The sequence below is a fragment of the Halorubrum sp. 48-1-W genome, assembly GCF_003287355.1.
Lineage (GTDB): Archaea > Halobacteriota > Halobacteria > Halobacteriales > Haloferacaceae > Halorubrum.
In genome coordinates, this window is record NZ_QMIM01000001.1 from 77,603 (window position 1) to 91,150 (window position 13,548).

13 protein-coding genes and 1 pseudogene are annotated in these 13,548 nt (G+C 66.6%); 10 read left to right on the top strand and 4 right to left on the bottom strand.

Annotated elements, in window-relative coordinates; genetic code table 11:
- The first annotated feature begins 135 nt into the window (after positions 1 to 135).
- The 3 genes and pseudogenes from DQW50_RS18755 to DQW50_RS00490 all read left to right on the top strand — a co-directional run bounded on the left by DQW50_RS18755 (position 136) and on the right by DQW50_RS00490 (position 1,580).
- Positions 136 to 399: pseudogene (locus DQW50_RS18755) on the top strand (hypothetical protein).
- A gap of 521 nt (positions 400 to 920) precedes the next feature.
- The gene (locus DQW50_RS17750; protein WP_157964825.1) at positions 921 to 1,070 is read left to right on the top strand and encodes a hypothetical protein; all 150 of its coding nucleotides are present in this window, start codon (positions 921 to 923) and stop codon (positions 1,068 to 1,070) included.
- Between the two features lie 348 nt (positions 1,071 to 1,418).
- Positions 1,419 to 1,580, top strand: a complete 162-nt coding sequence (locus DQW50_RS00490; protein ID WP_241964286.1) for a hypothetical protein — start codon at positions 1,419 to 1,421, stop codon at positions 1,578 to 1,580.
- A 13-nt stretch (positions 1,581 to 1,593) separates the two neighbouring features.
- Here the strand turns inward: DQW50_RS00490 and DQW50_RS00495 are convergent, their stop codons facing one another.
- Positions 1,594 to 2,076 carry a type IV pilin gene (locus DQW50_RS00495; RefSeq protein WP_112077376.1) on the bottom strand — a complete coding sequence of 161 codons (483 nt, stop codon included), beginning with the start codon at positions 2,074 to 2,076 and terminating at the stop codon, positions 1,594 to 1,596.
- Positions 2,077 to 2,659: 583 nt separating this feature from the next.
- Between DQW50_RS00495 and DQW50_RS00500 the strand changes: the two genes are divergently transcribed.
- Together DQW50_RS00500 and DQW50_RS00505 are read left to right on the top strand one after the other, a co-directional pair.
- Entirely contained in the window at positions 2,660 to 3,040 is a 381-nt protein-coding gene (locus DQW50_RS00500; protein WP_112077377.1) for a RidA family protein, read from the top strand.
- A 215-nt stretch (positions 3,041 to 3,255) separates the two neighbouring features.
- Positions 3,256 to 4,302 carry an AI-2E family transporter gene (locus DQW50_RS00505; protein ID WP_112077600.1) on the top strand — a complete coding sequence of 349 codons (1,047 nt, stop codon included), beginning with the start codon at positions 3,256 to 3,258 and terminating at the stop codon, positions 4,300 to 4,302.
- Positions 4,303 to 4,343: 41 nt separating this feature from the next.
- Here DQW50_RS00505 and DQW50_RS00510 read toward each other — a convergent pair whose 3' ends face one another.
- Positions 4,344 to 5,729: an NAD(P)/FAD-dependent oxidoreductase gene (locus DQW50_RS00510; RefSeq protein WP_112077378.1), complete on the bottom strand. Its 1,386-nt coding sequence runs from the start codon at positions 5,727 to 5,729 to the stop codon at positions 4,344 to 4,346.
- Positions 5,730 to 6,002: 273 nt separating this feature from the next.
- Here DQW50_RS00510 and DQW50_RS00515 point away from each other — a divergent pair, with 273 nt between their 5' ends.
- Positions 6,003 to 7,358 carry a sodium-dependent transporter gene (locus tag DQW50_RS00515; protein ID WP_112077379.1) on the top strand — a complete coding sequence of 452 codons (1,356 nt, stop codon included), beginning with the start codon at positions 6,003 to 6,005 and terminating at the stop codon, positions 7,356 to 7,358.
- 41 nt (positions 7,359 to 7,399) lie between these two features.
- The gene (radB, locus tag DQW50_RS00520; RefSeq protein ID WP_255417602.1) at positions 7,400 to 8,206 is read left to right on the top strand and encodes a DNA repair and recombination protein RadB; all 807 of its coding nucleotides are present in this window, start codon (positions 7,400 to 7,402) and stop codon (positions 8,204 to 8,206) included.
- 89 nt (positions 8,207 to 8,295) lie between these two features.
- Here radB and DQW50_RS00525 read toward each other — a convergent pair whose 3' ends face one another.
- A complete protein-coding gene (locus DQW50_RS00525) occupies positions 8,296 to 9,435 on the bottom strand; it encodes a CBS domain-containing protein (RefSeq protein WP_112077381.1) in 1,140 nt (379 codons plus the stop codon).
- 136 nt (positions 9,436 to 9,571) lie between these two features.
- On the opposite strand from DQW50_RS00525, the gene DQW50_RS00530 reads away from it, so the two are divergent.
- From DQW50_RS00530 to DQW50_RS00540, 3 genes are all read left to right on the top strand, one after another.
- Positions 9,572 to 10,246, top strand: coding sequence for an HAD family hydrolase (locus DQW50_RS00530; RefSeq protein WP_112077601.1), 675 nt, complete (start codon positions 9,572 to 9,574; stop codon positions 10,244 to 10,246).
- A 39-nt stretch (positions 10,247 to 10,285) separates the two neighbouring features.
- Complete coding sequence (locus DQW50_RS00535; RefSeq protein ID WP_112077382.1) at positions 10,286 to 11,065, top strand: aldo/keto reductase; 780 nt, start codon at positions 10,286 to 10,288, stop codon at positions 11,063 to 11,065.
- 143 nt (positions 11,066 to 11,208) lie between these two features.
- Positions 11,209 to 12,102 carry a bifunctional methylenetetrahydrofolate dehydrogenase/methenyltetrahydrofolate cyclohydrolase gene (locus DQW50_RS00540; RefSeq protein ID WP_112077383.1) on the top strand — a complete coding sequence of 298 codons (894 nt, stop codon included), beginning with the start codon at positions 11,209 to 11,211 and terminating at the stop codon, positions 12,100 to 12,102.
- Between the two features lie 27 nt (positions 12,103 to 12,129).
- Here DQW50_RS00540 and DQW50_RS00545 read toward each other — a convergent pair whose 3' ends face one another.
- Positions 12,130 to 13,521, bottom strand: coding sequence for a bifunctional UDP-sugar hydrolase/5'-nucleotidase (locus tag DQW50_RS00545; protein ID WP_112077384.1), 1,392 nt, complete (start codon positions 13,519 to 13,521; stop codon positions 12,130 to 12,132).
- Positions 13,522 to 13,548: the final 27 nt, after the last annotated feature.

Here is a 13,548-nt window from a genome sequence, read left to right on the forward strand (position 1 = left end):
CAAATCCAGTTACACAAATCAGATGAATCGGAAACTTCCCACCGACTCAGCGGTCCCATCAAAAATTTTACTGTCTCCATTATCGAGGACTTCAGTACCCTCTAACGCCCGAAAACGGCATTCGGGGGATGCGCTATGAACCGCCAGATCGGCGGTTCCGACGATCCCGGCACCTGCCAGCACTGTGGCGGTCACGTATCAGATCGCTTTTAGTCAGTTTTCGGTGACCAGGACGATATCGCACACCGGTGTCTCGGTTGCGACTGCTTCCCCCGGATCAGCCGCGGGAGTGCCGCTGTGTGGCCAACCGTCGTTGAGCCTACTCACCGTGTGAACGTCGACTGGACCAGGCATTCCAGAATCTGGCTCTACTCACGATCAATACAGGTGAACCGATGACTGCTCGCCCGAGCGGTGGCGCGCCGGTGAGCGGGTGCGATAGCACCCGCGAACCGCCCGCGAGGGACGCGGCGAGCGAAGCGAGCCGCGAGGCTGGGGAGGTGTGAGGTGCGGTTGCGGAGCTGTGCGGGGCGGGACTCAAAGGGGCAGTCGCGAGGACGAAGCACGGCGATGTAAGCACCGCAGCGAAGGAGCGGGAGCGACTGAGCGAGGAGCGCAACGAGCCGCGCGAGTCCTCGCGACTGGGGCTTTGGAGGTGTTTACCGTGTCGGCAACTACGTATCGCCGAGCGACTGGGGCTTTGGAGGTGTTCTTCGCAGTCGCATTCACCCACCCAGTAACGATCCTCTTCTGCTCACCCTGATCCCCATCGAAACAACCGTACTATTAGCATTCTTCAACGACCAGGTGTTTCAGACAACCGGTGGCGATAGGCCCCTTCTGGGCGAGCAGGCCGACCTACTCAGTTCACTTTTAGTCTCGTAGTGGGGTTTATTGGTCCCGGTCCAATCGGTTACGATATGTCGGGTACGGAGTGGCGGTCAACCGATGACGAAGACGGTCCGAACGAAAACGTGGACTTCGGTGACGCACTCGCGGAACTCGCGGTCGAAGACGCTCCGGACATCGATCCCGTCGACGCCGTTCGTGAGTCGCGCGAAGACGTATGAAGCTCTTCGTCGATTCGAACGTGTTCATCGCGATCGTCACCGGCGACACGGATCGATCCGAACCTATACCGACCCAGTCTCTCACAGTTCCGTACTGATTCAGAAGGCGGATGAGATTCAAGAAGGGACGTATACGACGGCGATGGACGCGATCATGCTCGCGGCGGCAGATCATATCGGTGGCACACTCGTGACCTTTGACACGGAGCTTCATCGACACGGCGCAAAGCCTCCCGAAGATGTCTCGTTTTAATTTCTCGGTCGTGAGGTGACCGTGGTAGTTTCTGTTCACTAACTGGCTACCAACAGAATGAGTTCATGGCGAGTGGTCCTGATGACGATCCGCCGATGAGCGTCGTGATCGACGCGGTACTCGCGCACCTGGTGGAGAGTGAAGAGAATATACGGGAGGAACGCGACGAGTTCGATCCTGTGACCATTCAGGAACTGTGTAACACGTTCGTTCTCGGATTCCAGTATCGGGCGCGAACAAAAAGTCGGTGGCGGTAATCGCTACTTACGATTAGTCGAACGTGAGATCGCTACCGTCAAGATCTTCAATATCCACCTCAAGCGTCCGATCCACTAACACCGAATCACTGGACTTGTGAATGATCCGAACGCGCACATCACGGAGCTCTTCCGAACCCGTCGTGGAAAGGTCTGCAGTTTCTGTGTCACCAACGCCAAATCTGCTTGGGAACACCGAAGTGTTTTCAGAGGTATTAGATGAGCTCTGATCGTCGACAACTACCCGGAGAGCGTCCGAGTCAATACTATCCCCACCGGCGTGTTCGATCTCTAAATCGGGAGCGGCAGGATCTGAATCATCAATGCTAACATCGATTTGCGCACTCGGCTGACTGTCCCCGAGCGAGTCGCCGAGTCCGAGCACGAACGTCCCGATGACGGCGGCCAGGATGACGGTGATCGCGACCATCAATATGACGCCGATAACGGGACTCACAGCGCGGTCGTCCGCATCGAACAGGTTGTTTGCTTTCATGGTTGAACCCAGCTGTTCACCGATTCGAGCGGACGAGCGTGATCTTTCGACCCCTCGACCGGTTGCTGGTTGGTAGACGTTAAGTTCACCTTATATAAGTATTTGTTGGCACGAATATCACCGTTGAAAATTAGTTCAACAGAGTGAAAAAGTCCAGCGGTTAAGGTGTTCGTAACGGAGCTCACGCCCTCGATCCCCCGTGCGGACGTACACCGATCAGGTGTCCGCCGATCCGTGATCGAGTGCCTGCCGATCCGTGGGAGAAAGCCCTGGTTACCGTCGCGGTCTGGAGTACGTCGCCGACCTCCCGAAGGCCGGACGGGTCCGCATCGACCGGGCGCGCGGATCCCCCTGCAAGCCGGATACGCGGGTGGCCCGACGACGGCGTTCCCGACCCGGTCCGGGAGATCAACACGGCGGTCGACCACGCCTGATACGAGAAGTGTCGTCCGGAGCACCGCCCGACCCGGCCGTAGGCTTGCGCGTCGGGGCCCGTACCCGCTTCCCTCGAACCCGGGATGGGGACCCTCAAAACGGGATGTCGGACCCCAAAACGTTTCTCCCGTACCCGAGAGTGACCGTCATGGTACGTCACATCTCGACGGACGCGGGGTACGACAGCGACTTCCCGTTCTCACAGGGGGTGATCCACGGGGACACCGTCTACACGGCCGGCCAGATCCCGAAGGACCCCGAAACCCGGGAGGTGGTCGGCGAGACGATAGCGGAACAGACACATCAGACGTTCGACAACATCGAGGCCGTCCTCGAGGCGGCGGGGACCTCCCTGGAGAACGTCGTCAAGGTCACGGCGTTCCTGACCGACATGGACGACATCGAGGCGTTCAACCGGGTGTATCGCGACCGGATGCCCGCGCCGTATCCGGGACGGAGCACCGTCGAGGTCGCCGCGCTCGCGATCGACATCACCGTCGAGATCGAGATGATCGCCGCCATCGACTGAAATCGATCGCCACCATCGAGTGAGATATCCCGTCCGTAACCGGGAACTCTCGCTGAATACTCGGACATTCGTGTCGTTACACCCGATATTACGGTGGATTTACACAGTTCCGGCACCGTCCGGGCGTGCCGACACACCGCACGGATTTATACAGTCACACGTCCCTCACGGATACGTCCGATGTCCGAACGAAGCCGTCGACGCCCCACGCCGAGATGAGCGACGGGTCGGCACAGCGGGTACCGACCGCCTCCGGGCTCACGATCCTGGCGGCCGCCAGCGCGCTGCTCGCGATCGCCCTCATCGTCACGTACCTCCAGTACGTGCTCCTCGCCGGGGTCCTCGCGTACGTGCTCGCGCCACTCCAGCGCCGGGCCGAAGCGCACGTGCGGTCGGACGTGGCCGCGGCCTCGGTGATCGCGGGGTCGTTCCTCGTGGTGTTCGTCCCGATCGCGTACATCCTCACCGTCGCGATCCGGCAGGGGATCGCGCTCCTCTCCGCGATCCGCCGCGGCGAGTTGCGCGATTTCGTGGTCGAGGAGATCGAGGTCTTCGGGTTCGTCATCGACGTCGACGTGCTCTACGTGACCTACCAGGAGCCGATCAACGCTGTGGTACAGCGCCTCGTGAGTTGGAGTCTCGGACTACTTCGCGGGCTGCCGGACCTGACGGTGGGACTGTCGGTGACGCTTTTCGTCCTCTTCGCGCTGTTGCGTGACGGCGACCGACTGGTCGAGTGGGCGCTCGCCGTCGCCCCGATCGCCGACCACGTTCAACGCGACCTGATGGCGGAGCTCGACGACCTGATGTGGGCGTCGGTCGTCGGCAACGTGATCGTCGCGGGGATCCAGGCACTGCTTCTCGGCGTCGGGCTGTTCCTGCTCGACGTCCCGGGCGTCACGTTCCTCACCGTGGCCGCGTTCGTCCTCACGCTACTCCCGCTCGTCGGGTCGTTCGGCGTCTGGGTCCCGATATCGATGTTCCTCCTCGTTCGCGGCCGCTCCACCGCGGCGGTCGTCCTCTTCGTCTTCGGCATCCTCGTCAGCCTCTCGGACGTGTACCTCCGGCCCGCCGTGATCAACCGAGCGAGCGCGATCAACGTGGCGATCATCGTCGTGGGGATCTTCGGCGGGATCGTCCTCTTCGGTGGAGTGGGCCTCTTCGTCGGCCCGGTCGCGCTCGGCGGGGCGAAGGTGGTCCTCGACCTGTACGCACGCGAACGGGGGCCGACGGCGACGGCGGTCGACCGCGGGGCCGAGTGAGTCGCCCGACCGCAGGGCCGAGTGAGTCGCCCGACCGCGGGTCAGTACACGTACTCGTCCTCGGCGATCGTCACGTAGTCGCGTTTCGTCTTCCGTTTGTTCCACTTGTAGCCGAGGATCAACTTCAGCGACTCCCATCCCGACCGGTACGGCTGTGCGAGCAGTCCGTCGTCCGCCTCCATTGCGAGCATCGCGTCCGCCGCGCCGATAACCCGGTCCCAGTCGGCCGGCTCGTAGTCGGCGACCATGTCCGCCATCGTCACGTTGCGGACGACCTCGTCGCCGATCGCCTCCTTCCAGCGTCGGTTGTACGAGGCCAGGTCGCCGCCAGCGGCGAGTTCGCCCGCGATCGCCCCGGTGCGGACGGCGACGTGGTCGCCGCCCTCGTGGAACGCCGAGGTGGTCCCCATCGCGCCGCCGACGACGGCGACTCCCGCGTCGGTCGGCGAGTCGATCGGCCGCGTCGAGGAGATCGGGTACGTCTCGGTCCCGCCGCGTTTACCGGCGTCCTCGACGAGCGGGAAGTCCTCCTCGACGTCGTACTCGTCCCCGTACTGCCACTCCAACAGCCGGCGGACGTACTCCGCGCCGCCCGGGATCGACTCGTCGTCCGCCGAGAGCAACTCGTAGGCGTCGACGTCGAAGTCGTCGATATCCATCCCGATCGGCATCGTGAGCCCGACCCGACAGACACGGTCCCGGTTCGGGAAGATCCACGGGTACGCGGTCTCCCCGGGCATCACGCCCCACCAGAAGACGATCGCGTCCTCCACCGCCTCGTACACCGCCTCGGGGACGCGGCGGTACTCCTGATAGGCGATGTGGTTCGCCTCCGGTGGCGCGAGCCGGTCGGACCCGCCCCGTCCCGCCGGGAGGTACTCGTCGAGCACCCGGTTCGTCACCGTCCGCTGTGGCCCGTCCGCGAGCACGACGAAGTCGGCCCCGACCGCCTCGCCGTCGGCGAGACGGAGGGTGTGTCGGGGGGCGTCCTCGTCGCTCGCATCGAGGTCGGTGTCGACGCCGCGGACCGAGACGCCGACGCGGTACTCGGCACCGGCCTCCTCGGCGCGCTCCCGGAGCCAGTCGTCGAAGCGCGCGCGCTGGAAGGTGTACCCGAACGCGTCGTAGGAGGACTCGATGCCCGTGTCGTACAGCGTCGCCGCCTCGGTGGGTCCCCGGAACTCCGCCCGGTTCAGCTCCCGTTGGACGACGTCGTCGGGGAACTCGTCGGGATGGATCCCCATGATGTCGACCCAGTAGTTCAAGATCCCGGCGGCGTCGGTGGAGTCGGGGCCGAGCCCGTCGCGGTCGGCCCGCGGTACCCCCTTCTCCAACACGAGGGTGTCCGCGTCGCCGCTCGCGGCCGCGTGCGCTGTAGACGAACCGGCAGGTCCCCCGCCAACGATCGCGACGTCTACGCGTTCCATACCCTGTGAGGTCGACCTCACGGCATTAAATTCACGGTCGCCAGCGGCCCCGGCGGACCGGCCGTCTCCCGCCCCGGACGACGTCGGCTCGGACGAGAACGACGTCGGCCCGGACGACCCCGACGACGGCGAGTCCGATCCGGGCTCGCGCCCGACCGGTCGTGCGTGACCGGCAGTGGACCGGTCGAAAACGATCGTTCATCCATTTTTATCGGCGATCGTCGGCCGTGAAAAGACACTCTTATACTTACCAGCCGGGTCCCTCAGACAACGATGGCACGCGAGACGTGGGCGACACGGACGGGGTTCATCCTGGCGGCGGTCGGGAGCGCGGTGGGGCTCGGGAACATCTGGCGGTTCCCCTTCATCACCGGACAGGAGGGCGGCGGGGCGTTCCTGCTCGTCTACCTGCTTTTCGTCGCACTGATCGGTTTCCCGGCGATCCTCGTCGAGTTCGTGATCGGCCGGTACACGCACCTGAACCCGGTGGGCGCGATACGCGAACTCGGGAGCGGGGTGTGGAACCACCTCGGCTGGCTGTTCGTCGTCACCGGCTTCGTCATCCTCTCGTACTACAGCGTCGTCGCCGGCTGGTTCCTCCGGTACACCCTCATTGGGGTCACGGACGGCTACGCGCTCTCGGGCGCCGACGAGGCGGGCGCGCTCTTCGGCTCGGTCGCCACCGGGCTCGACTCGCTCCTCTTTCACGCCGTGTTCATGGCGCTCGTCATCGGGATCATCGCTGCGGGGGTACGGGGCGGCATCGAACTCGGCGTGAAGGTGATGGTGCCGGCGATCGTCGTCCTGCTGGGTGCGATGGCCGTCTACGGGTTCACCCTCGACGCCTCGACGGCGGCGTACGGCTACTACCTCTCGCCCGACTTCGGCACCATCGCTACGGACTGGCAGAGCATCCTGCCGGCCGCCGCCGGACAGGCCTTCTTCACCCTCTCGCTCGGGATGGGCGTGATGATCACCTACGCATCCTACCTCGGCGAGGACCGGAACCTCGCGGCCGACGCGGGCGTTATCGCCGGGCTCGACACCCTCGTGGCCGTGCTCGTCGGGTTCGTCGTGTTCCCGTTCCTCTTCGCGGCCGGCATCGAACCCGGCGCGGGCGGCCCCGGCGGGATATTCGTGAGCCTCACCACGGCGTTCGGCGACATCCCCGCTGGACGCGTCCTGGGGGTCGTGTTCTTCGGGATGGTCGGGATCGCGGCGCTCTCCTCCGCGATCAGTATCCTTGAGGTGCTCGTCTCGTACCTGATCGACGAGGTCGGCGTCGACCGCCTCCCCGCGTCCGTGGCGCTCGGCGTCGCGGTCTTCCTCCTCGGCGTGCCGGTCACGGTCGATCTGATCTTTCTCGACCTCTTCGACAAACTGGCGGACGGGATCCTCCTGGTGTTGGGCTCGCTACTGCTCGCGCTGTTCGTCGGCTGGGTCGTCCCCGACGCCGCGCGTGCGGAGCTCGGAAAGGGGATCGGCGACCTCGGCTCTCTCGGGACCGCCTGGATCTGGATCGTTCGGGTCCCGATCGTCGTCGTCGTTCTCGTCTCGCTGTACCTGGGGATCGTCGACTACGCCGACTTCCTGACCGGCGACCTCGCCGAGTGGCTGGCTGCGCGGTAGGAAGGATCCGGATGGCCGGCGACGCGGAAGGACGCCCCTGGATGCCGGCGACGCGGAAGGACGTTTCCGTCGCCCCACCGATCGAACCGTCCCGCGGTACCGACCGCTTAAAGACGAACGGGCCTGAACGTCAGCCAGTGAGCGATCCGATCCCGACCGGCTGTGCGCCGGTCGACGACCTGCTCGGCGGGGGGTTCGAACGCGGGGTCGTCACCCAGGTGTACGGCCCGCCCGCCGCGGGTAAGACCAACCTCGCGCTCGCCACAGCCATCGAGGTCGCGGCGGCCGGCGACCGGTCGCTGTTCATCGACACCGAGGGGCTCTCGATCGACCGGTTCGAACAGATGGCCGGCGCCCGGATCGACCGTCCGGACGTCGACGAGAGCGTCGAGGAGTTGGCCTCGCGGCTGGTGATCACCGAGGCGTACGACTTCGAGGGCCAGCGCGAGGCCGTCCGCGACGCCGAGGAACTCGCGGGGGAGGTGGAGCTCGTCGTGTTGGACTCCGCCACCGGCTTCTATCGGCTCGAGCGAGCCGACGACACCGAGGGCGGCCAGTCGCTCCGGAAGGTCGCGAAACAGGTGACACACCTCCTCTCGCTGGCGCGACGACACGACCTCGCGGTGGTGATCACCAACCAGGTGTTCACCGACCCCGAGAGCGACCGTGACCGCGCGCTCGGCGGCAACACCCTCAACCACTGGACCGGCGCGATCCTGCGCGTCGACCGCTTCCGCGGCGGGAACCGCCGGGCGACCCTGGAGAAACACCGGTCGAGACCCGCCGGCGACTCCGCGACGTTCAGGATCGTCGAGGACGGGCTCGTCGCCGGCACGAGCGGCGACTAGCCGGGAGGCGACCGAGCCGTCGAAACCGAGTGATCGAAAAGGAACGCACGGAGCGGGCCGGAGCCGGGTCGACGTCGGGTCGGAAACGCCTAGAGATCGCCGAGTTTGCGGAGCAGCTGGCCGCGGTACTCCTCGTCGGCGTTGACGCCTTTGATCTCGAGGACGTTCCGTTCCAGCTTGTCGAGCGCCACGTGGAAGGCGTGTTCCGCGCCGTACCCCTCGCCCGACCCGCCGACCTGTCCCTGATCGGTTCGGAGGCGGATCTGACACTGGATGAGCGGCGTGCCGCGGAGCTTCTCTTTGTGCTGGTGGAGCCGGACGTGTGCGTGCATCACCTGCATCTGGGCGTACTTGTCCACGACGTTCTCTATCGACCCGACGATGTGTTCACGCGAGGTGCGATCGAGGAGGTCGACGTTCGTGATCTGGACGTCGAGCGAGTCCTCCTCGGTGAACGTGAGTGCGCGCAACACGTCGGTTTTGGTGATCATCCCCGCGACCGTCTCGGCGTCCTCGGGGGTGACGACGAGGCCGGAGACGTCGTTTTCGAACATCCGGGAGACGGCCGCCTTCGCGGTCTCGTCGGCGGTCGCCGTCACGACCGGACTCGACATGATGTCGTAGACGGGGAGATCGAGCATCCGGTCGATGTCGCCGGCACGGTCGCCGCTCCCCTGCCGAACTTGGTCGCGAACGACGAACTCCACGATGTCGTTCGTGGTGACGACGCCGGCGAGGGTGCCGTCGTCGTCGAGCACCGGGAGCCTGGAGATCCCGTTCTCACGGAGTCGGTTTATCGCCCGGCCGACGCTGTCCTTCTCGTTGATACCGATCACGTCCGTCGTGAGTATCTGATCGACCGTGATCGCGTCGAGGCTCTCGAGGACCGCCTCGAGGATCTGGTCGACCGTCACGATACCGTAGAGCTTCTCGCCCTCGTAGACGGGCGCGATCTTCACGTCCCCCTCGACGAGGAGGCGGGCGGTTTCGCGAACGTCCTCGGTCCGCTTCACGGAGGGGGCGGGCTTGACGACGGCGGAGACCTTCGTGTCGTCCTCCATCCGCGACCGTAGCAACTGTTTCTCGCCGACGACTCCCACGTACTCGCCGTCGTCGATGACGACGATTCCCTTCGGGTTCTCGCGCTCGAAGATGGATCGGACCTTGGCGAGCCGCTCGTCGGCGTCGACCTCGACGTACTCCGGCACTGCGATATCAGCGATGTTCATGGTCCAAGCGGAACGTTGGACGCGCCGGGTATTGAAAGTACAGGGGTTCTCGCGCGCCTCGAAATTCCGCGGACATCGAACGCACGACGGTACACGCACTGAAACCTTTTTGCCGGTTTGCGACCGAGTGGACGACGTGTACGACGCCGTCGTTCTCGATCACGACGGAGTGATCGTCGGTCGCACGCCCTTCGACACCCTCCGTGAGGCCGCCTGGGAGGCCTTCGAACAGCTGGGCGTGACCGACCCGGACCTCGCGGACGTCGACGACGTCGCGGTCGGCGTCGACCCGGCGACGCTCTCCGACATCTGTGAGCGCTACGGGGTCGACCCGGCGGAGTTCTGGCGCGTCCGCGATCGGACCGCGTCGGACGCACAGGTGGCCGACTCGCGTGCCGGTCGCAAGACGCCCTACGAGGACGTCGGCGCGCTGGCGCACCTCGACGCCACGCTCGGGGTCGTCTCCTCGAACCAGCAGGCCACCGTCGACGACCTCCTCGCGCACTTCGGCCTCGCCGACCGCTTCGACGTCGTCTACGGCCGCGAACCCTCGATCGCCAGCCTCTCGCGGAAGAAACCCTCCCCCTACTACCTCGAGCGGGCGCTCGCGGACCTCGACGCGTCCACCGCGCTGTTCGTCGGCGACAACGAGTCGGACGTCCTCGCAGCCGACAACGCCGGGATCGACTCCGCGTTCATCCGTCGACCCCACCGCCGGTCGTTCGAGCTCTCCACCCAGCCGACCTACGAGATCGACGACCTCCACGACCTCGTGAGCCTCTGTGGGCGCTCGCCGATCGACTCGCCGTGACCTGCGGAAGTTTATGCCTGGCCGGCTGTACCTCGAGACATGGACCGCTCGCCCGCCCCGCTCCCGCCGGTCGGTCTGGGAACGATGGGCATCGAGGAGCCCGAACCGATCGCGACCGCGCTCGAGGTCGGTTACCGCCACCTCGACACCGCCCGTATCTACGGCAACGAGGGCGTCGTCGGCGAGGGGCTCGCCGCAAGCGACGTCGAGCGCGCGGACGTCACGGTCGCGACGAAGCTCTGGATCGACGCGCTCGCGGGCGACGACGTTGGACCGACCGCCCGCGAGAGCGCCGAACGCCTCGGCGTCGACCGGATCGACCTGCTGTACGTCCACCGCCCTCGCGGCGCGTACGACCCGGCGACGACACTGCCCGCGCTGGATTCCCTCGTCGACGCGGGGGTCGTCGGCGCGGTCGGCGTCTCGAACTTCGAGATCGACGACCTCGAGCGCGCCCGTGAGGTCCTCGACGCCCCGATCACTGCCCACCAGACCGAGCTTCACCCGCTCTATCACCGTCCCGAACTCCTCGAGCACGCCCGCGAGCACGGCTATCCCGTCGTCGCGTACTCGCCGCTCGCGGGCGGGAAGGTGAGAGCGGTCGAGGAGGTGGTCGAGATCGCGGAGCGACACGGGACGACGCCCGAGGCGGTCGCGATCGCGTGGGCGGTCGCGAAGGACCCGGTCGTGACGATCCCGAAGGCGTCGAGCGAGCGGCACCTCCGGGCGAACCTCGCAGCCGCCGACCTCGCGCTCGGCCCCGACGAGGTCGCCGCGATCGACGCGATCGAGCGGGAGGAGGAGCTGTACCCGGAGTGATCGGTGTACCCGGAACGAACGGTGCGCGGATCCGGCGAATGCCGCCGAGGAAGATCCACCTTCGTGGATACTTCATCGACGCGCACTGCACAGATCGACACGATCCCGGGTAGCTTTTACCGCTCCCGCCGCCCCATACGAGTATGACGGAGGTCATCGACGGCGAGGCGGTGGCGGCGGACGTCCGGTCGGGCGTCGCCGACTGCGTGGAGACGCTCGCGGACGCGGGCGTGAAGCCCGGACTGGCGACCGTGCTGATGAGCGACGACCCCGCAAGCGAGACGTACGTCTCGATGAAACAGCGCGACTGCGAGGAGGTCGGCATCGAGGGGATCCACGTCGACGTCGATGCCGACGCCCCCGCGGGGGAGCTGTTCGCGACCATCGACGACCTCAACGCCCGCGAGGACGTCCACGGAATCTTGGTCCAGCTGCCGGTCCCCGACCACGTCGAGGGTCGCGAGGTGCTCCGGCGGATCGACCCCGAGAAGGACGTCGACGGCTTCCACCCCGAGAACGTCGGCCGGCTCGTGGCGGGCGACGCCCGCTACAAGCCCTGTACGCCCCACGGCGTCCAGAAGCTGCTCGCCGCCTACGACGTCGAGACCGAGGGGGCCGACGCGGTCGTCGTCGGGCGCTCGGACATCGTCGGCAAGCCGATGGCGAACCTCCTGATCCAGAAGGCCCCGCAGGGGAACGCCACCGTGACCGTCTGTCACTCCCGAACGGAGGACCTGGAGGGGAAACTCGCCGACGCCGATATCGTGATCGCCGCTGTGGGGATCCCGGAGTTCGTCGACGGCTCGAGCCTGAAGCCCGGCGCGACCGTGATCGACGTGGGTATCAACCGCGTGGACGCCGACACCGAGAAGGGGTACGAACTCGTCGGCGACGTGGACTACGACTCCGCGAGGGAGGTTGCCGGCGCGATCACGCCCGTCCCCGGCGGCGTCGGGCCGATGACCCGCGCGATGCTCCTGTACAACACGGTGAAGGCGGCGGGTCGACAACACGACGTCGACGTGGACCTTCCCTGAGGCGACCCGGCGTTTCGTTTCGGTACGTCACTCCTCCCGGTTCCGGATCTCGATCCGTCCCTCGATCTCGGGATCGATCCCGCGCTCGCGGGCGAAGTCGGCGAGCACCTCGTACTGGATGTCGGCCTCGCCGATCCGGTGGCGCTCCGAGAGCGTCGGGTACTCGTGGTCGGAGTGGAGTAGGTACTCCGAGGTGGCGACCGTGTACCGAGCGTCCGGGTCGATCGGTGCCCCGGCGACGGTCGCCTCGAGGAGTTCCTCCGCGTCGGCGTCCCAGACGACCCGGGCGTTCGAGACGTGGCCGTGCCACCAGTCGTCCTCGCCGAAGTCGACGTCGGGCGCGGCCATCTCCCGGAGGACGCCCCGTAGCTCCGCGCCGGTGACCGACGTCAGGACGACCGGCTCCTCGAAGGGGATGAGGCTGATGAGGTCCGCCTTGGTCACGTCGCCCTGCCAGGGGTCGCCCTGTCTGAGTCCGCCCGCGTTCGAGAGCCCGACGTCGGCGTCGTGTGCCCATCGAAACGCGTCGGCGACGAAGTTGCCGACGCGACACTCCCCGCCGTGGACGACCTCGCCGGCCCGCTCGATCGGCTCCTCGACCCGGTCGACGACCTCGCCGAGGTCGGCGGCGGCCATCCGCCGGGCGAGCGACCGCTCGAGCTCCCCGTGGGGAACGACGCCGTCGGGTTCGTGGAGCGTCGCGGTCGGGTGGTCGTTCGCGTCGTTCGGGTCGCCGAGGTCGACCTCGGCGACGGCCTCGCCGTTCACGCCGGGGCGGACGAGGAGCGTCCCGTCGATGCGCTCGTTCCGCCGGCTGTGGACGTGCCCGCCGAGGACCGCGTCGACGTCGAACTCCCGGGCGATGTCGTCGTCGCCACCGCCGAGGTGCGAGAGGACGACCCGGTGGTCGACGGTCGGCCCCTCACTCGCGAGCTCGTCGAGTGCCTCGCGGACGGTTGCGACCGGGTCGTCGAACGTGAGCGGGGCGGCCATCGGGTTCAGCGAGTCGGTCGCCGGGTCGGTGACGCCGACGAACCCCACGGTCGCGCCGTCGACCGCGCGGGTCGTCCACGGGACGACGCCCTCCCGGCGGCCGAAGGGTTCGCCGTCCTCGTCGCGGACGTTCGCGGAGACGAACTCGACCGGCGCGTCGGCGACGAGCCCGCGGAGCGCGTCGGGACCGTAGTCGAACTCGTGGTTGCCGAACGTGTCGAACAGCGTGTCGGTCGCAGTGTAGAAGTCGATCGTCTGGCGTCCCTTCGCGACCAGCGAGAGGACGCCCGGCGCGGTGGTGTCGCCGGTGGCGACGACCGCGGCGTCCGGGCCGTCGAGTTCGCGGAGCCGCCCGGCGAGCTTGGCCGCGCGCTCGGGGACGTCGAAGACGTTCTCGATGTCGGAGTAGTGGAGGAGACGCGCCATGTGAGTGTGGATCCCTGGGATCCGGGC